At 59.6% G+C, this 17,884-nt stretch carries 13 protein-coding genes; 4 read left to right on the plus strand and 9 right to left on the minus strand.

Annotated elements, in window-relative coordinates; translation table 11 throughout:
* Positions 1 to 96: 96 nt before the first annotated feature.
* Complete coding sequence (locus L8H52_RS16740) at positions 97 to 996, plus strand: homocysteine S-methyltransferase family protein (RefSeq protein ID WP_242207878.1); 900 nt, start codon at positions 97 to 99, stop codon at positions 994 to 996.
* Between the two features lie 48 nt (positions 997 to 1,044).
* On the opposite strand, the gene L8H52_RS16745 is transcribed toward L8H52_RS16740, so the two are convergent.
* The 3 genes from L8H52_RS16745 to L8H52_RS16755 are packed head-to-tail and all read right to left on the minus strand — an operon-like array spanning position 1,045 to position 2,809.
* The gene (locus L8H52_RS16745; protein ID WP_242207877.1) at positions 1,045 to 1,716 is read right to left on the minus strand and encodes a GNAT family protein; all 672 of its coding nucleotides are present in this window, start codon (positions 1,714 to 1,716) and stop codon (positions 1,045 to 1,047) included.
* A gap of 12 nt (positions 1,717 to 1,728) precedes the next feature.
* Entirely contained in the window at positions 1,729 to 2,175 is a 447-nt protein-coding gene (locus L8H52_RS16750; protein ID WP_242207876.1) for a GNAT family N-acetyltransferase, read from the minus strand.
* Between the two features lie 10 nt (positions 2,176 to 2,185).
* Complete coding sequence (locus tag L8H52_RS16755; RefSeq protein ID WP_026000519.1) at positions 2,186 to 2,809, minus strand: FMN-binding negative transcriptional regulator; 624 nt, start codon at positions 2,807 to 2,809, stop codon at positions 2,186 to 2,188.
* 92 nt (positions 2,810 to 2,901) lie between these two features.
* On the opposite strand from L8H52_RS16755, the gene L8H52_RS16760 reads away from it, so the two are divergent.
* Positions 2,902 to 4,455, plus strand: coding sequence for a PLP-dependent aminotransferase family protein (locus L8H52_RS16760; RefSeq protein ID WP_242207875.1), 1,554 nt, complete (start codon positions 2,902 to 2,904; stop codon positions 4,453 to 4,455).
* Here the strand turns inward: L8H52_RS16760 and L8H52_RS16765 are convergent.
* The 3 genes from L8H52_RS16765 to L8H52_RS16775 all read right to left on the minus strand — a co-directional run bounded on the left by L8H52_RS16765 (position 4,412) and on the right by L8H52_RS16775 (position 11,314).
* On the minus strand, positions 4,412 to 9,016 hold the full coding sequence (locus tag L8H52_RS16765) for a DUF6543 domain-containing protein (RefSeq protein WP_242207874.1): 4,605 nt from the start codon (positions 9,014 to 9,016) through the stop codon (positions 4,412 to 4,414). The two genes, L8H52_RS16760 and L8H52_RS16765, sit on opposite strands and share 44 nt — an antisense overlap.
* A 152-nt stretch (positions 9,017 to 9,168) precedes the next feature.
* Positions 9,169 to 10,194, minus strand: coding sequence for a histone deacetylase family protein (locus L8H52_RS16770; RefSeq protein WP_242207873.1), 1,026 nt, complete (start codon positions 10,192 to 10,194; stop codon positions 9,169 to 9,171).
* Positions 10,195 to 10,321: 127 nt separating this feature from the next.
* Positions 10,322 to 11,314, minus strand: coding sequence for an AraC family transcriptional regulator (locus L8H52_RS16775; protein ID WP_242207872.1), 993 nt, complete (start codon positions 11,312 to 11,314; stop codon positions 10,322 to 10,324).
* A gap of 399 nt (positions 11,315 to 11,713) precedes the next feature.
* Here L8H52_RS16775 and L8H52_RS16780 point away from each other — a divergent pair, with 399 nt between their 5' ends.
* Positions 11,714 to 12,145, plus strand: a complete 432-nt coding sequence (locus L8H52_RS16780) for a hypothetical protein (RefSeq protein WP_242207871.1) — start codon at positions 11,714 to 11,716, stop codon at positions 12,143 to 12,145.
* A gap of 72 nt (positions 12,146 to 12,217) precedes the next feature.
* Here the strand turns inward: L8H52_RS16780 and L8H52_RS16785 are convergent, their stop codons facing one another.
* The 3 genes from L8H52_RS16785 to L8H52_RS16795 all read right to left on the minus strand — a co-directional run bounded on the left by L8H52_RS16785 (position 12,218) and on the right by L8H52_RS16795 (position 16,720).
* Positions 12,218 to 13,222 (minus strand): asparaginase, encoded by a 1,005-nt coding sequence (locus L8H52_RS16785; RefSeq protein WP_242207870.1) that lies wholly within the window; start codon positions 13,220 to 13,222, stop codon positions 12,218 to 12,220.
* 171 nt (positions 13,223 to 13,393) lie between these two features.
* On the minus strand, positions 13,394 to 14,845 hold the full coding sequence (locus tag L8H52_RS16790; protein WP_242207869.1) for an alanine/glycine:cation symporter family protein: 1,452 nt from the start codon (positions 14,843 to 14,845) through the stop codon (positions 13,394 to 13,396).
* 450 nt (positions 14,846 to 15,295) lie between these two features.
* Entirely contained in the window at positions 15,296 to 16,720 is a 1,425-nt protein-coding gene (locus L8H52_RS16795; protein ID WP_016985755.1) for an aspartate ammonia-lyase, read from the minus strand.
* Between the two features lie 180 nt (positions 16,721 to 16,900).
* Here L8H52_RS16795 and L8H52_RS16800 point away from each other — a divergent pair, with 180 nt between their 5' ends.
* Positions 16,901 to 17,809 carry a LysR substrate-binding domain-containing protein gene (locus L8H52_RS16800; protein ID WP_127930274.1) on the plus strand — a complete coding sequence of 303 codons (909 nt, stop codon included), beginning with the start codon at positions 16,901 to 16,903 and terminating at the stop codon, positions 17,807 to 17,809.
* Positions 17,810 to 17,884: the final 75 nt, after the last annotated feature.

Raw genomic sequence — 17,884 nt, forward strand, 5'->3', positions numbered from 1 at the left:
AAAAGAGGTTGTTATTAACCGAATGGTGCGTATTAAATAGTTATAAGAACGACTCTGATAGTGAGTTATTTTCATAAGCATATGAGTGAAAAGCATATGGGCGCAGGAAGCACGATTATTCTCGATGGCGGCATGGGCCGTGAACTGCAGCGCGCCGGTGCGCCATTTCGCCAGCCAGAGTGGTCGGCGCTGGCGTTGAGCGAAGCACCGCAAGCGGTCGAGGCGGTACACGCGGCTTATATCGCCAGTGGCGCCAACGTGATTACCACCAACAGTTATGCCGTGGTGCCGTTCCACATTGGCGAAGAGCGTTTCGCTGCCGAAGGGCAGACGTTGGCCGCGTTGGCTGGCGAACTGGCGCGGCGTGCGGTGCAGACATCGGGAAAATCCGTGCGCGTGGCCGGCTCATTGCCGCCGCTGTTCGGCTCCTATCGTCCGGATCTGTTCAACGCCGACCGAGTGACCGAGTTGCTCGCGCCCTTGGTCAATGGCCTGGCTCCGCATGTAGATCTGTGGCTGGCGGAAACCCAGAGTTCGATCATTGAGGCGCGAGCTATTCACGCTGGGTTGCCGAAGGATGGCAAACCGTTCTGGTTGTCGTTCACCTTGAAGGATGAAGACACCGATGAAGTGCCGCGCCTGCGCTCTGGCGAGCCGGTCGCCGAAGCGGCGGCGGTGGCGGCTGAGTTGGGCGTCGAGACGCTGTTGTTCAATTGCAGTCAGCCGGAAGTGATTGGCGCAGCGATTGATGCGGCGCGTGAAACCTTCGAGCGTCTGGGGGTGAATATTCATATTGGCGCTTACGCCAATGCGTTTCCACCGCAGCCAAAAGAGGCTACGGCCAATGATGGACTCGATCCGCTGCGCGAGGATCTTGATCCGCCGGGTTACTTGCATTGGGCAATTGATTGGCAGCAGCGCGGTGCCAGCCATTTGGGTGGTTGCTGCGGGATCGGGCCGGAACACATTGCGGTGCTGGCGCAAAAGCTGGGGTGAATAGCAGATCAAAAGATCGCAACCTGCGATCTTTTGCTTTTCAGATAATCAGGAACGGCATTCGACCAAGCCTTTCACCTGCCCGTCGGGCGTCTGATTTTCATCGGACAGCCACTGCTCGAAACCTGCCGCAATCGTTGGCCACTCGCCATCCAGAATCGAGTACCACGCGGTATCGCGGTTCTGGCCCTTGACCACCATGTGCTGGCGGAACACGCCTTCGAAGCTGAAACCCAGGCGCTCGGCGGCGTACTTGGAGCGGGCGTTGCCGTTGTTGCATTTCCATTCGAGGCGGCGGTAACCGAGGTCGAAGGAGTGCCTGGCCAACAGGTACACCGCTTCGGTGCTTCTCGGCGAGCGCTGCATTGGTGCGCCGAAGGTGACGTGGCCGATCTCGATGCGGCCCTGCGCCGGGACGATCGACATCAGGCTGAGGATGCCTTGCACCTGGTTGTTCGCGCGGTCGATGACAGCGAAAAAATACGGGTCGCTGCTGGCGGCATGGTTCTTCAGCCAGGCGTCAAAAACGTTGCGTTCCGGGAACGGACCGTAGGGCAAATAATCCCAAAGTTTCGGGTCGGCGCCAGGGCCTTCCAGTGCGGCGAACAGTTGTTCGCCATGGCGCGCCGGGTCAAGCCTTTCCAAGCGGATAAAGCGCCCTTCGAGCAGAGTGGCGGTAGGGGCGGGCGCGCCTTTCCAGTCAGCGAGTGAAGCGGTCATGCGTGCGTCTCCTTAAATGGCTTTGCGAAACTGGATGAAGCCCGGGCGTTCGGCGATGCGCTCATAGAGCTGGATCGCAGTGGCGTTGGTTTCGTGGGTCAGCCAGTGCACTTTGCCGCAGCCGTCAGCCTTGGCGGTGGCGTAGACGTGTTCGATCAGCAGGCGACCGACGCCGGTGCCACGGGTTTCCGGCACCACCAGCAGATCCTGCAGGTAGCACGAGTTTTCGATGCTCCAGTTCGAGCGATGGTAGATGTAATGCACCATGCCTACCGCTTTACCGCCAGCCCAGGCGAGGGCGGCGTGAGTCGGTTCGTTCGGGTCGAGAAAACGCTGCCAGGTATTTTCCGTCACGGCTTCCGGCAGTTCGGTGTTGTAGAAACGCAGGTAGGCCTGCCACAGCGGCAGCCACGCGGCGCGGTCGGCGGCGCTGACCTGGCGAATGTCGATCTGACTCATGGTGGTTTCCTTAGCGCATCAATCGGGCGAGGGTTTGATCATTGATTTCCGGGCTGGCGGCCAGGCCTTCGCGCACGCCGGCAATGTCCTCGGCGCTGCGGTTCTGGCTGAGCTTGCGCTTGCCTTCGAGACGGTCGATGGGAATGGCGAAACCGACGATGGCTTTGAGCATGCCGTCGATGTAATCGGCGGGCGCATCGGCAACTGACCACGGTTGTGCGCGGCCGGCTTCATGCCGGTCGGTGAGGGTGCTGACGATGTCGAGCAGGCGCCCGCCATCGCTGAAGGTTTCGGCATGGCCATAGGCGTGCACGGCGATGTAGTTCCAGGTCGGCACGACTTTGCCGTGCTCGGCCTTGCTCGGGTAAAAGCCCGGGCTGACGTAGGCGTCGGCGCCAGCAAAAATCAGCATGGCTTCGGCACCGTCGCGCAGGTCTTTCCATTGTGGATTGGCGCGGGCCAGGTGTCCGTACAGCGTGCCGTACTCGCCTTGTTCGCAATGCAGCAGCACCGGCACATGGCTGGCCTGCAGGCCGCTTTCGCCGTGGGTCACCAGAATGGCGAGGCGAGTGGCGAGGATCAACTCGTGCAGTTGGGACAGGTCTTCGATGGCAAAGGCGCGTGGCGTGTACATGGACAGATTTTCCTTGGCGAATGCCTGCATCGTAGGCAGGCTATTGGTCTGTTGTAAGAGCCATTGATGACCAATTTCATAGGTCCATTGTCATGTCCGATTCGCCGACGTTGTCCATGCCGTTCAATCCTGCGGGTATCGAGCTTGATCGCCGTCAGGGTTTGAGTCGCCAGCTCTATCAGGCTTTGCGCCTGCGGGTACTGGATGGGCGACTGGCGAGCGGCACGCGCTTGCCCGCCAGTCGCGATCTGGCGGCGGCCTTGGGCATTTCCCGCAACAGCGTGGTGCGCGCCTACGATCAACTGTATGCCGAAGGGTTTATCGAAGGGCGGGTCGGGGACGGGACTTATGTCGCGCAATTGATGCCGATAACGGCTCCAGCAAAAAAACTATCCACAAAAGTATCCACAGGGTTTTCAACAGGCTTACCCACAGCCTTATCCACAAATTGGCTGGATTTACCTGTGGTTCCATCCAGTAAAGTTATCCACAGCGATAGTTTCTTGCGCATCGAAAAGAATCATTTGTCCCGGCCGCCGAGCGGTCCGCCGCGAGCATTTCGGGTGGGTGTTCCGGCGTTTGATCTGTTCCCGTTCGAGGTGTGGGCCAAGCTGAATGCGGCTTTCTGGCGCAAACCGGATCTGGCGCAACTGTGCTACGGCGATCCGTCCGGCGATGCGCGTTTGCGCGCCATGATCGCGGCCTATTTACGTAGTTCGCGGGGCATGCAGTGTGCGCCTGAACAAATTGTGATCACCAGTGGTGCACAGCAGGGCATTAGCCTTTGTGCACAGTTGCTGGTGGAGCCGGGCGATGGCGTGGCAATCGAAAATCCGGGCTACCGCGCGGCCGGTCATGCGTTCGCTGTGGCTGGTGCTCGTTTGCACGGTATTGCCGTGGACGAAGAGGGCATGGATTGCTCGGCGCTGTCGGCCACCGGGGATTGTCGCGTGGCCTATGTGACGCCTTCTCATCAATACCCGACAGGCGTGGTCATGAGCCTGGCGCGACGTCTTGAACTGCTCGCCTGGGCCGAGCGCTGCCAAGGCTGGATCGTCGAGGATGACTACGATGGCGAGTACCGCTACACCGGTGCGCCACTGGCACCGTTGGCGGCACTCGATCGACAGGGGCGGGTGCTGTATGTCGGCACTTTCGGCAAGGTTGCGTTCCCGGCGCTGCGGCTCGGGTATCTGGTACTGCCGCCGGGGCTGGTGGATGCGTTTTCGCAACGGCGGGCTGTGGATGTCCGGCATTCGGAGGTGAGTACCCAAGCGGTGATGGCCGAATTCATGGCTGCCGGGCATTTCCAGCGGCATATCCGACGCATGCGGCGGGCCGCACTGAGTCGCCGCAATACATTGCTCGATGGTTGGCCGACTGCCATTGCCGGAGTCGGCGATCTGCCTGCCGTCTCGGCCGGACTGCACCTGACCGTGGCCGTGGACAGCATCGAGCGCGAGCAGCAGTTGATTGCACAAGCTGCTCGCGTCGATGTGGAGATCAACGGCCTGAGCAGCTATTGGCTGCCTGATTCCACCACGCCCATGGATCAGCGCGCCGGGTTGGTGCTGGGGTTTGCCGCCGTACCTGAAGCGGCGATCAACGCGGCACTGATTCGCTTGCGACAGGCGTGGCGGGAGTGAGAAACAGCGCCTGTGCGGATTTGTCGGAAATGCCGCTGCGGTGGACCCTGATCAACGCCTGATTGTCGAGCAGGTGTGGTTCGTAGGTTCCTGCCATATAGCGTTGTGCAACGGTTTTCATATGCCCGATGGGGAACGGCGCAACGGGCGCCTGCACGCTGCTGTAGTGGAAGTGTGCGTAACACAGCACTTTGTCGGTGTGGCTATCGCGTATTTCATACTCGTCGAGAAAGTCCTTTGGCTGGCCTTTGAGCCGGCGACGAGTCACGGTTTGGGCAATCTTCACTTCGCCCTTGTCCTTCAGCCACTGGATTCCGGCCGCTGTCGGAGGCTGTTGCTTGACCATCCGGATGCGCGTGCTGGTGCCTTTGGCGTCCAGGGTGCCAGCGGCCTCGTCGAGCTTGTGGCCAAGCCTTTCGGTCGGTTCTTTAAGGTCGGCAGTCAGGTTGCTGGCAGTCAACGCTTCATCGATGTCTGCGTTGGCTTTGCGCAAGGTGGCAGCGTGTTGTTGATATTCTTCTTCGATCTCGACAGGAATCCGTGGTCCTCGTTTGAGTTGGGCTTCGATACGCCGGTGGAACGCGGCCAAACCGTCGAGCAGGGCCTGGCCTTCTCGCGCACTGGCGGTCAGGTCGAGGCTGGGCTTGGGCGCCTTGGGTTTTGCTCTGCGCTGTTCGACCCAGACGCCGGGTGATTCTTCCTCGAAGGTGGCAATGACACCCGTCAGGGTGGTGCGCACTTCCACCAGATCGGTATCCTCGCCTTCGAGGCTCTTTTTGCGTTCGCCGACCAGCGTGCGCCTGGATTTGGTTTTGATGATCTGGCGTGCCGATGATGACGCCGATGCCGGTCTGGAAGGACCTGGCGCCGGGTCCAGCAAGTGCCTGAAGCGCAGCAGCTCGGCCAGCTTTACATCGGTGCGGGCCTTGAACGCGTTTATCCGCCTGCGCACATGTGCCAGGCGCTCAGTGTAGATCTGCTCGGGATAGTCGATCAGCAGATCGCCAAAGCGTTGATCGATCGCGGTGAATTGTTCGGCGACGTTGCTCAAGGCCTCCTTGCGTTCGCGCAGGTTGTCCAGGCTCTCATCGACGGTCAGATTCAAGGCGCTCTGGATATTCAGCGCAGCCTCTTCGATGAGCGTGGACAACGCTTGATAGGCGTTGGCGCTCGTCGTCGTGTCACCGGCCTTGATGCAGATCTCCTGACCGAGACTGATCTGCAAAAGTTTGAGGTCGTTCAGATCATATTTCGGTAACGCCTCGCGATAGGTGTGAAGGACCTTGACCGCGTCTTTGCCCAGCAGCATCAGTTCGTCAAAACGAGTCTGGGCTGACTCGATTTTTTCAATGATTGCCTGGGTCTGATCGGTCATGCGGTCGAAGGTTTGAACAAACGTCTGTATGGCGAAACGGCGTTCATCGGCAAGCATTGTCTGCATCGTTTGCAGGCTCGCCTGAAACTCTGTGGAATGCAGTTCGAGCCATTCCTGTCCGAGAAACAACTGCATCTCGAGACGCTGAATCATCACTTCCCGGTAGTTGGGAATGGGTGCCTTTTTATTCAATGCCTTGATCTGTTCGATGCTCGTACCGTACGCCTTGAGTTGAGCATCGAGGGTATCCAGATACTGCTGACGCGCCTGAGCACGAGTCGACGCAGGTGCGTTGTTGAGCACGTTGTGGTCTGCATCACGCTTGACTTGTTTAGCCTTCATGGTTGCGTCAAAAGCGCTGATCGCGGTGGTCAGCTGCTTCGCGGTTTTCTTGCTGAAGTCCTGAGCTTTTTCAAGCGCACTGTCGAGCCCACCGCCGCGCAGGCGCAAGCGCAGATCGACCACCCATTGGCCATTGGCAGTGCGGGTCAGCGGTGGTCCGGGACGCGCCGTTGCCTGGCGTGAGTCGATGATCTGCACGTCGGCGTGCTCATTGATCGTGACTTCGAACCAGCGCTTGCCCACGGGGGCGAACCATTGTTTCTGGCGCGGATAGAGGTATCTGTGGGGCCCCTCGCTGGCGGCATCGCCTATGCCTCGGGGTTTGGCGATCTGAAAACTCTCGAGCAAAGTCGCCAGCGCAACGGGAGATCGCTTCAGTGCGGCAAAAGGATTTATCGACATTTCGTGGCCGCTGGGTAATGCGCTGCCGGAGATGTCGGGCAGCTTTAATGCACGGGGGGTGACGGTGGCGGTGGTGATGGGGTGAACGGTTTCTTCCTCTGTCAGTGATTCGCTTTGTGGCTTGTCGCCGACCGCTGCGCGATGGGCGAGCACCATGCCCAATGCCAGAAGAATATCGGTGAGTGCGACCCAGGCGGTCTTGCCGGATTGTTCATTGGCGACGTCGCTGACTTCTTGCAGGTCGTCCATGATCTGCCAGATCCACGCCGCTGTGCCGACGCTGCGCCCCAGGAACGGCAATGCCGCGTTGAACAGCATCCAGCCGCCGTGTTTCAGCGTGGCCCAGCGTGCTTCTGCATCGGAGACCGACTGGCGATCAGCCTGGGTAATCACCGCCTGAACGTTACTGTTGTGCAGCGTCGCCAGCACATCTTCCTCAATCACCGCAGTCCCCAGTGCAACCGGACCGGACATGTCGAGCGCGGTAGTGGGGTTGATCAGCAGTTGCGGGATTGTCCATACCGAAGGCAGCCGGGCAGTGAAGACGAACTGGCTGTAGTTGAAGCGGACGTCGTCCGGCAACCAGGCCAGGACTGACTCACGCAGATGGCGAGACTGCTGGATTTCGTACAGCAGGTTGGCGTGAGAGGGAAACTGCATCAGCGCCATTTCGAACAGTGGCCGATAAAGCACGCACGGCCCTTTTTCCACCGTGCGCGGACCGATGATGAACATGTTATTGACGGTGTCGGCCTGTGAGCGGGAGCGATGGGCAACGAATGCCAGCGGGCGAATGACCACTTCTTCGTGATCGACATGCCGTTCCTCGTCGGTGTTGGCCAGTGCGGCGACGACATAGCGGTAACCCAGATCCGTCATGCCCGCCTCACCCTGTATTTTGCGTTGCAACGCCAGCAGTGGCAGCTCGATGGGCAACTGGCTGGTGTAGAGCCCTTGCAGTGCGGTCGCTTGCTCGGTGTCGTCGATCAGCAGATTTTGCAGGTGCGCCGGGTAGGTCTTGCCGATATCGACCGTGCTGACCAGCGTTTCCACGTAACTGACGGTCATCCAGGTGGGCAATTCGCTGCCGTCCTTGTAGCGTACGGTTTTGTTACCGATCGGCTGTCCGGCAAGGTTCTGCAAGGCAAGCTCAATGAGTGACAGCGTCTGGGTCTGCGTGTTGCCCGGCAAGACAAACGTGCCCCAGACCACCAGGCTGGTGATGCTGATTTCAATGTCATCGATCGTTACGTCGCTGGCCTTCGGATGATCCTTGAGCATCTGCTGTTTCAGGGCATCGCGGGTAAACGCTTGCAGCCTGACGACTTCGCTCTGGAAGGTTTTTCCTTTGTTGGCATGCTGCACCATGGTCAGGTCCAGCAGATGCCGGCTGTAACGGGTTTGATCGGCCGGCGCGGCGCTGTCGAGCCAGGCTGGCAGCATCGGACGCAGACGCTCGATATGCGGTTTGAGGCGCGGTGTCGGTTCTCGCGGGTCGCCGACAGTCCCGGGGTGCGGATAGGGCGGACGGGGGCCCGACTCTTGAAAGAAATTGATCGCGCCGAGGGCATCAGCCTCCAGCGCGATCAAGGTACAGGCCTGATAGTCGAAGAAGTTACCCTGCGGTTCGAACAGTCGCCACTTCAATCCGGCCCCGGAGGCCTCTTTCCAGTAGTGGCGCGGCAAGGCTTTGCCGAGTTCATCCAGCGATTCGAAGCTCTCGAAACCCTGGATCACCGAGTGCGTCATGATCCAGGTGCGCTGGCCATCGGTACCGATCAACACTGCAGTATCGAGCAGAGTCAGGTGGTTCCGTTCGCCACCCTCGTCGCGGTCCAGATCGATCAGGCAGGCGCGTACCTGGTATTTGCCGGTTGGCCGCCGCTGCTGTTTGTCGGGGTGCTGGTAAACCGCGTCGACCATGGTGCGCTGGTCCGTATCCCAGTCAGGATTGGCTTCGACGTTCCACAGCTTGCGCAAGGCTTGCGACATCTGCTGCCAACGCGGTTGTCCCGGGTAGGTGAACTCGTCCCAGTAATTGACTTGCTGTTCCTTGTAGGCAATGAACAGCAGCGGTGCCAAGTCATTGAGCAGCTTGCCGACAGCGCTGATTTTCACCGGCAGTTGAATGGCCGCGGGCTGGTCGGGCTGCAAGGTCAGATAATGATCACCGTCGAGGTAAGTCACGGCAGTGCCGGAGAGGCCCAGGCGCACCAGTGTGTCGGTCAGCGATTCGATCAGGTGACGGCCGGGGACGACTTGATCATCCTCGATGACCCAGGTCGGTCTTACGACCATGGCTCGTTGGGGGTCGATCTCCAGATCCGGATAGAGCGTCTTGAGCGCCGGACGCAGCGTTTTCGAGGCGACTTCTCGCAGCGAAGGGCCGGTCACCAACTGGGTCAGGATATCGACGGCGCTGGGCGAGGGGATTTCGGACATGGGCAACTCCTGCTCTGATGGACGCGCCGAAAGGGCGGCGATTGCGGGCAAGGTAGCGGCGGCCTGCGGGGCATGTGCGGTACATAAATATTGCCGGCAAAAAAAGACCCGCGTGGGCGGGTCTGGTTTTTTGCGTGGCCACTGGCGTGTGGTTATTGCTCGAATCCTTCCAGCACGTTCACCGCATTGATGCCGATCTCTTCCACCGCGTAACCGCCCTCCATGACGAACAGCGTCGGTTTGCCGAGTCTGGCGATGCGTTGGCCCATTGCCAGGTAATCCGGGCTGTCGAGTTTGAACTGCGAGATCGGGTCATCCTTGAAAGTGTCGACGCCGAGCGACACGACGATAACGTCGGCGCCATAGCTTTCGATCTCCTTGCAGGCCTGATCCAGCGCTGCACTCCACACTTCCCAGCCGGAGCCGGCGGGCAGCGGATAGTTGAAGTTGAAGCCTTCACCGGCGCCTTCGCCGCGCTCATCGTCATAGCCGAGGAAGAATGGAAATTCCGCTTCGGGGTGACCATGGATCGAGGTAAACAGCACGTCACTGCGCTCGTAGAAAATCGACTGCGTGCCGTTGCCGTGGTGATAGTCGACGTCGAGGATCGCGACTTTCTTGTGGCCCTGATCGAGGAACGCCTGCGCGGCGATGGCGGCGTTGTTGAGGTAGCAATAACCGCCCATCAAATCGCTGGCGGCGTGGTGCCCCGGCGGCCGGCACAGCGCGAAGGCACTGCGCGCGCCGCGCTGGATTTGCGCTTGTGCGGTCAGTGCCACCTGCGCCGCACTGTAGGCCGCTTGCCAGGTGCCGGCGGTAATCGGTGCACCGCCGTCGAAACTGTAATAACCGAGCTGGCCGTGCAGGCTGGTCGGTTTGATCGCACGCAGGGTGCGCGCCGGCCAAGTGTAGGGCAGCAAGTCACCGTCAGTATTGAATTCAGTCCAGCGCGCCCAGGCGCCTTTGAAGAAGTCGAGGTAGTCGTGGCTGTGGACGCGGGCGATCGGCGCCAGACCGAAATCCTTCGGTGCCTCGACCGGGCCGAGGTTTTGGTGTTTCACGCGTTGCAGCACATGGTCGGCGCGCGAGGGCATCTCGAAGCACGGCTTGAGCTGGCCATCGATGAGTTCGCAGCGGCCATGGTGCAGGTGGTGATCATCCGAGTAGATCGTCAGCATTTGTTGTTCTCCGCAGGGCTGATTCGGTTGCTCTCAGTGTTGCGGCGTGAAGCGAATCGGAGAACGGCAGGAAAGGCCAAAAGGGGATGGATCTGGCCAAAAATCGTGACCGCAATTCGCCCCTTCTTCAGGCCCTGAACTGGCTTGGAGCCACGCCGCTCCAACGCACAAAGGCATGGCGGAAACTGGCGGTCTCGCTGAAGCCGAGGGTTTCGGCGATACGGTAGATCGGCAGCTGGTCCTCACACAACATCTGCTTCGCCCGCTCGAAGCGCAGCTCATCGAGCAGTTCCTGATAGCTGCTACCCATGTCCTTGAGATGCCGGCGCAAAGTGCGCGGCGAGCACTTCATCTGCTGCGCCAGACCTTCCAGTCCCGGCGCGGCATTCAGTTGCGCGCTGAGCAACTGCCGAATCCGCCCCAACCACGCCTGACGCCCGGTGAATTCCAGATTCTGCTTGCGGCAACGTTCAGCCATGGCTTGGTGGGTGATGAGATCGGCCAGCGGCAGCGGTTGATCGAGCCAGTGCCGGTCGAAGGCGAAGGCGTTGTCCTTGGCGGTGAAGTGCAGCGGGCTGTCGAAGTGCTCGGCATAGCTGTCGCGGTAATCCGGGGCCGCGTGTTCGAACCGCGTGGCAAGCAGCGGCAGCGGATGTCCGAGCAGGTCATCGCAAATGACTTTCAGCGAAACCAGGCAGAACTCGGCATTGAACACCGCCATCGCCGGGCTCTCGCGATAATCGGCAGCGACGAACCAGACGCGCTCGCCATCGTCTTCCAGACTCAGTTCGAAAAGTGTTCCCAACAGCGCCGGATAACGGATCGCCAAGCGCAAAGCGTCACCGAAGGTGGCACAGGTAAGCAGTGCGTAACCGAGGATGCCATAGCAGGAAACGTGCATGCGCCGGCCCAGTTCCAGGCCGATGTCATGCTTTAGCGCTACCGCGTTGGCGCAGACCTGCATCTCCTGATTGGTGGTGATGCGTGTGTCGGCACGTTGCAAATCCGCCGCACTGATGCCGCTGCCGGCCAGCAACGCCTCGCTCGACAGGCCTTCGGCTTTGAAGGTGTTGAGGATTAGCGAGACCGCGTTGAGGGTAGTGAGGTGGGAGTGGAGCATAAGAAGTTTCCCGATCATGGATGGGGATACTCCAGCAATTTATGTGCCGCTCAAGATAATTTGTAATGTCGCGATTATATTGAAAGTTAAACTCTCAATCACTGGCGAGAGATTTGCAAGTTATGTTTTCTAAAGTCAGCTATAAGCTTTTGAGTAATCAGGGCAGGACATGGCGCATGTCAATTCTAAAGTTTAAGCTGCGGTTGGTCTACTGTCAGAAATTACAGGTTTTTGGAGAATTATTAGCCGTTTGTCGAATATTTTTATTTGTAGGTATTTTTTTTGACAGCTCCATAAGTCGGGTCTAGTTTGCCAGTGAATGTCGCTGGTTGTTCAGTGGATGTTGCGGATTTTTCAGTAAATATGAATTTTGACTAACGTGTCGAAAAGGAGATTTAAATGAGCCGTTCACAAACTAAAGAATATACTCCGGAATTTTTCAAAGGCAGCAAGAAGGAGGGTCAAGGCGAAATCACTGTGGAAGTTGACGGTGACAAGCAAAAGTTTCCGGTCATTCACGTCGAAGTCCGTGCAAATGATATTGTTTTGGACTTCGATATGAGCGGCGGAGATCCGGGCCGCAATAATATTATCGCTATGGTAGTCGGCAAAGCTCATTTGAATAAGAAAGTGACGTTTGTGGGGCACGGCGATCCTGTTTATTTGTTGTTTCAGGATTCTGTGCAAGAGTGGGTGGCGACAAAGGGCTGGATTCGAGTGGAGTGGAAAGAAGGCAGTAAAAAAATCGTTGGATTGCTGGATGATGTGCAGGGCGATATAGACGGTAACTCCAAACTCACCGGCGGAAAGTTTGAAATCACGTTAGCTTGATTGTTTAAACCTTCCTGCATTTATTTTGCAGGAAGGTTTATTTATGACGAGAGGTTTATTGGCCAGCGCTGATCAGACCAGCTCGCCACACAGGTCGAACTCAATCAGTTGACGAACTTCCTGTGTGTTAAGCCCTGCACCGAGCAGGCCGTGTAACTTGCCGAACGCTGCCTCGCGAGTCATGCCACCACCGGACAATACGCCGACACCGCGTAAGCGACTGCCTGCCTCATACACATCCAGCTCCACCCCGCCTTCATGGCATTGCGTCACCGCCACCACCACCACGCCGTTGTCCCGCGCGCGGCCGAGGCTCGCCAGAAACTCCGGGTTATCGCTCGGCCCGGTGCCGCTGCCATAACACTCCAGCACCAGACCCTGAATGCCGCTGTCGAGCAAACCATCAAGGACTTCAGCGCTAATGCCTGGGAACAGCGGCAGCACAGCGATTTTGGCCAGTTGCTTCGGCTGGTTGTAGTTCAAAGACGCTGGAATCGAAGAGGCTTTCACGCCGCCACCCTGACGCTCCAGACGTTTGAACGGATGACGGCCGAAGCTGCGTACTTTTGCGCAACGGGTCGGCGGCAGCAGTTCACCGTGGAAGTACAGGTGCACGCCCGGTGCCAGGCCTTGGCCGAGAGCAACCAGTGCGCCGCCGAGGTTTTCCCAGGCATCGCTGTCGGGCACGCCCGCCGGCAACATTGAACCGGTGAAGCACACACGGGCATTCAGCCCCAGCAACTGGAAGCTCATCGCCGCCGCGCTATAGGCCAGCGTGTCGGTGCCGTGCAGGATCAGCACGCTGTCGCAACCTTGCTCATCCACGGCATCGACCACCGCTTCACGCAGTTGCTGCCAATAGGCCGGGGTCATGTTGGCGCTGTCGATCAGCGGCGACATCTCGCGAAAGCGCCACTGCGGCACGGCGAGTTCAGGCTGGCTGTGCAGGTAGTCGCGCATCCGCGCTTCGAAACCGGACGCCGGGGCCAGGCCGTTGGCGCTGGCCTGCATGCCGATGGTGCCACCGGTGTACAAAACCATGACGTGCTGGGCGGCGGGATAAGTCGACGAATTCATGGGATTCTCCGAAAGGATGAGGTCCTTGTAGGAGTGAGCCTGCTCGCGATGGCGGTTCATCATTCAACATTGATGTTGGCTGAAAGACAGCTATCGCGAGCAGGCTCGCTCCTACAAGTTATTGCACCACAATAACTGACGGGCGCAGGGGATGCGCCCGTCATTCACCTGTCAGCGTTGCGCTGCAGGCACGCCTTGCGGCTCGGCTTCGGTCTTGCCGGCAGCGGCAGACGACGGGTTCGCCGGCCATGCTTTCAGGTCGAGGTCCAGATCAGCAAATTTGCTCGAGTCGAACACCGGCTGTTTGACGCCGGCACGGCGCTGCCCGTCGTAGTCGCGCATCACGCGCATGCCGACCTTGAACAGCATGGCCAGGGCCACCAGGTTGACGAAGGCCAGGCAGGTCATGGTGATGTCGGCGAAGGCGAACACGGTCGACAGATCCTGCATCGAACCCCATACCACCAGCGCCAGCACCAGACCACGGAAAATCATCAGCGCGGCGCGGTTGCGGGTGAGGAACTGCAGGCTGTTTTCGCCCAGGTAGTAGTTGTAGAGGATGCAGGTGAAGACGAACAGCGACAGTGCGACGCTGACGAACATGCGACCCCAGTCACCGACCACGGCGGCCAGCGAGTTCTGGGTCAGGACGATGCCGTCACCTTCGAAGCCCGGGGTGTAGAAGCCCGATAGCAGGATCAGCAGCGCGGTGCAGGTGCAGATCACGAAAGTGTCGAGGAACACGCTGAAAGCCTGAACCACGCCCTGCGCGCCCGGGTGCTTCACGGCGGCCACGGCGGCGACGTTCGGCGCACTGCCCAGACCCGCTTCGTTGGCGAACACGCCACGCTTCACGCCCATGACGATGGCGCTGCCGAGCAGACCACCAAAGGCCGGGTCGAGGCCGAAGGCGCTCTTGAAGATGGTTTCCAGCATGGCTGGCACGTGTTCGATCTGAGTACCGATCACGTACAGGGTCACGCCGATATAGGCGAGGGTCTTGATCGGTACGAGCAGGTCAGACACCGAGGCGATGCGCTTGATGCCGCCGATGAAGGTGATGGCCAGCAGCACTGCCAGGACGATACCGGTGTGTTGTGGGTTGAATTCAAAGGCGTTCTGCAGCGAGTGGGTCACGGTGTAGGACTGCAGGCCAATGAAGGCAAAGCCGTAGGTGACCAACAGCAGGACCGAGAACACCACCGCCATGCCTTTGAGCTTCAGGCCGTGCTGGATGTAGTAGGCTGGGCCACCGCGGTACAAGCCGTCGCCTTCGGCGCGCTTGTAGACCTGAGCCAGGGTGCATTCGAAGAAGCTGCTGGACATGCCGACCAGTGCGGTCACCCACATCCAGAACACCGCACCCGGACCACCGAGGGTCACGGCGATGCCGACACCGGCGATGTTGCCTGCGCCGACACGGCCGGCAAGGCTGAGCATCAAGGCCTGGAACGAGCTGAGTTGCCCGGCGCTGCCTTTGAGGCTGTCGCGGAACACCGCGAACATGTGGAAGAAATGACGCAGTTGAACGAAACGCGAGCGAATCGTGAAGTAGCTACCGAGCCCGACAATGAGCACGATCAGTACTTTCCCTGAGAGGAAGTCGTTAATGACTTCGAGCATGGATTTTTCCTCGCTGTTTATTGTGTAAGCAAATACTGGATGGAAGAAACATCGTGTTACACCGGTGTGCGCGCGGCACGACGGGTGAGGCGAAGGTTTCGTCCCGTTCCATTTCGCGGGTTTGTTATTAGTTCGGGTTTCGCATGGGTTATGGCCTCGTTACCGACGACCGCTCACGCGAAGAGGGGCGGCACTATACCGATCAGTGGCGCGCCCGTCTGCACGGTAGTGGTGCAAGCGACGAAACGAGGCTGTGAAACACCCGACGTTACCGGCGTCGGGTTTGTGCAGGAACTGCTCTTCTGTGAGAGCGGGCAGTCCCCAGACATACGGGTCTCAGGGTCAGAAAGTTAAAAAAAAGGGCTTGGGGACTAAATCCCCAAGCCCTCAAAAGGTGAGAGGTGTCTAGTCCCTCGACCTGGTGAGCGGTGCTACAAGTAACGCGTCGGTTCAGGCTTTCAGCGGAACCAGACGCGGAGCAATCATGTTTTCCGGGCGCAGGATGTCGGCGAGCATGGCTTCGTCGAGCAGACCTTCTTCGCGCACCAGTTCCAGCACGCCGCGGCCGCTTTCAAGAGCGAGACCGGCGATGCGGGTGGCGTTTTTGTAGCCGATGTACGGGTTCAGTGCGGTGACCAGACCGATCGAGTGCTCGACCAGTTCACGGCAGCGCGCTTCGTTGGCGGTGATGCCGACGATGCAGTGCTCGCGCAGCATGTCCATGGCGCGTTGCAGCAGGCGGATCGAGTCGAAGATCTTGAAAGCGATCAGCGGCTCCATCACGTTCAGCTGCAGTTGGCCGCCTTCGGCTGCCATGGTCAGCGCCAGGTCGTTACCGATGACCTGGAAAGCAACCTGGTTCACAGCTTCCGGAATTACCGGGTTGACCTTGCCGGGCATGATCGAGCTGCCTGGCTGACGCGCCGGCAGGTTGATTTCGTTGATGCCGGTGCGTGGGCCGCTGGACAGCAGGCGCAGGTCGTTGCAGATCTTCGACAGCTTCACCGCAGTGCGCTTGAGCATGCCGGAGAACAGCACGAAGGCGCCCATGTCGGAAGTCGCTTCGATCAGGTCGGCGGCTGGAACCAGCGGTTGACCGCTGATCAGGGCCAGACGCTGTACCGCCAGCGCTTGATAACGCGGGTCGGCGTTGATGCCGGTACCGATCGCGGTGCCGCCCAGGTTCACTTCAGTCAGCAGTTCCGGGGCCAGCGTCTTCAGACGGGCCAGGTCTTCGCCCATGGTGGTGGCGAAGGCACGGAATTCCTGGCCGAGGGTCATCGGCACGGCGTCTTGCAGTTGGGTACGACCCATTTTCAGGACGTGATCGAATTCTTTGCCCTTGGCCGCGAACGCCTGAATCAGGCTGTCGAGGCTGGCCAGCAGGGTGTCGTGACCGAGCAGCAGACCCAGGCGGATCGCCGTTGGGTAGGCGTCGTTGGTCGACTGCGCCATGTTGACGTCGTCGTTCGGGTGCAGGTACTGGTACTCGCCTTTCTCGTGACCCATTGCTTCGAGCGCAATGTTGGCGATCACTTCGTTGGCGTTCATGTTGGTGGAAGTACCGGCGCCACCTTGAATCATGTCGACCACGAACTCTTCGTGGTAATCACCGCGGATCAATCGGGCACAGGCTTCGCTGATGGCAGCGTGCTTGGCTTCGCTCAGGTGACCCAACTCGCGGTTGGCGTCAGCAGCGGCCTGTTTGACCATTGCCAGACCGACAACCAGTTTCGGGTAATGCGAAATCGGAACACCGGAGAGACGGAAGTTGTTCACCGCTCGCAGGGTCTGGATGCCGTAATACGCTTGAGCCGGTACTTCGAGGGCGCCAAGCAGGTCGTTTTCTGTGCGGAAAGATGCAGCGGAGGACATGATAGAAATCATCTCGATATGGACCCGGTCTGTGCCGGAACGCTGCGAATGCTAGGCTTGTGGGAAATTTTGGGCCAATGCTGTTCAGCACTGCCCTATGCACATTCGGCATAATGCCCATGTGACGCCGCGTGCGCGGCAGACGTGTGACCTGTTTTGGTGCGTGTCCGGGAGGACGTGATGAATCTGGAAAGCAAATGGCTCGAGGACTTCAGTGCTCTGGCCGCCACCCGCAGTTTCTCGCAGGCCGCTGAACGGCGCTTCGTGACTCAGCCGGCCTTCAGTCGGCGGATCCGCAGTCTGGAGGCGGCACTGGGGCTGACTCTGGTCAATCGCTCGCGCACGCCGATCGAACTGACGGCGGCGGGGCAACTGTTTCTGGTCACTGCGCGCACGGTCGTCGAACAGCTCGGTGAAGTGCTGCGCCATCTGCATCATCTGGAAGGCGGGCAGGGCGAGGTGATGCAAGTCGCTGCCGCTCACTCGCTGGCACTGGGTTTCTTTCCGCGCTGGATCGCGCAACTGCGTAATGAAGGCTTGAACATCGCCACACGGTTGGTCGCGACCAACGTCGGCGACGCGGTGCATGCGTTGCGCGAAGGTGGTTGCGATCTGATGCTGGCGTTCTACGACCCGGACGCGGCGATGCAGATGGACCCGGAGATTTTCCCCTCGCTGCATTTGGGCCAGACCGAGATGCTCCCGGTGTGCGCGGCGGATGCGGAGGGCAAGCCGCTGTTCGATCTCGAAGGAGAGGCCAGCGTGCCGTTGCTGGCTTATAGCGCCGGGGCGTTTCTTGGGCGTTCGGTGAATGGCTTGTTGCGTCAGCGTCAGTTGCGCTTCACCACTATTTACGAAACCGCGATGGCTGACAGCCTGAAAAGCATGGCGCTGGAGGGGCTTGGCATTGCCTGGGTGCCGCAGTTGAGCGTGCGTGCTGAGCTGGCACGTGGCGAGCTGGTGGTCTGCGGCGGCCCGCAATGGCATGTGCCGCTGGAGATTCGCCTGTACCGCTGCGCACTGGTGCGAAAAGCCAACGTGCGGCTGTTGTGGCGCAAGCTCGAAGGCGGCGCCGCACAAAACTCCTGAACCCACTCGCAGCCCCTGTGGGAGCGAGCCTGCTCGCGAATGCGGTGGGTCAGGCAGCATCAATGTTGACTGACC

The organism is Pseudomonas sp. CROZ-RG-20F-R04-15 (assembly GCF_022662375.1).
Lineage (GTDB): Bacteria > Pseudomonadota > Gammaproteobacteria > Pseudomonadales > Pseudomonadaceae > Aquipseudomonas.

Excerpts from the sequence above, each read along its gene's own strand:
- L8H52_RS16785 (WP_242207870.1), bottom strand. The coding sequence starts at position 13,222 with ATGAATTCGTCGACTTATCCCGCCGCCCAGCACGTCATGGTTTTGTAC.
- L8H52_RS16795 (WP_016985755.1), bottom strand. The coding sequence starts at position 16,720 with ATGTCCTCCGCTGCATCTTTCCGCACAGAAAACGACCTGCTTGGCGCC.
- L8H52_RS16750 (WP_242207876.1), bottom strand. The coding sequence starts at position 2,175 with ATGAGTCAGATCGACATTCGCCAGGTCAGCGCCGCCGACCGCGCCGCG.
- L8H52_RS16790 (WP_242207869.1), bottom strand. The coding sequence starts at position 14,845 with ATGCTCGAAGTCATTAACGACTTCCTCTCAGGGAAAGTACTGATCGTG.
- L8H52_RS16755 (WP_026000519.1), bottom strand. The coding sequence starts at position 2,809 with ATGTACACGCCACGCGCCTTTGCCATCGAAGACCTGTCCCAACTGCAC.
- L8H52_RS16765 (WP_242207874.1), bottom strand. The coding sequence starts at position 9,016 with ATGTCCGAAATCCCCTCGCCCAGCGCCGTCGATATCCTGACCCAGTTG.
- L8H52_RS16775 (WP_242207872.1), bottom strand. The coding sequence starts at position 11,314 with ATGCTCCACTCCCACCTCACTACCCTCAACGCGGTCTCGCTAATCCTC.
- L8H52_RS16760 (WP_242207875.1), top strand. The coding sequence starts at position 2,902 with ATGTCCGATTCGCCGACGTTGTCCATGCCGTTCAATCCTGCGGGTATC.
- L8H52_RS16800 (WP_127930274.1), top strand. The coding sequence starts at position 16,901 with ATGAATCTGGAAAGCAAATGGCTCGAGGACTTCAGTGCTCTGGCCGCC.
- L8H52_RS16740 (WP_242207878.1), top strand. The coding sequence starts at position 97 with ATGGGCGCAGGAAGCACGATTATTCTCGATGGCGGCATGGGCCGTGAA.
- L8H52_RS16780 (WP_242207871.1), top strand. The coding sequence starts at position 11,714 with ATGAGCCGTTCACAAACTAAAGAATATACTCCGGAATTTTTCAAAGGC.
- L8H52_RS16770 (WP_242207873.1), bottom strand. The coding sequence starts at position 10,194 with ATGCTGACGATCTACTCGGATGATCACCACCTGCACCATGGCCGCTGC.
- L8H52_RS16745 (WP_242207877.1), bottom strand. The coding sequence starts at position 1,716 with ATGACCGCTTCACTCGCTGACTGGAAAGGCGCGCCCGCCCCTACCGCC.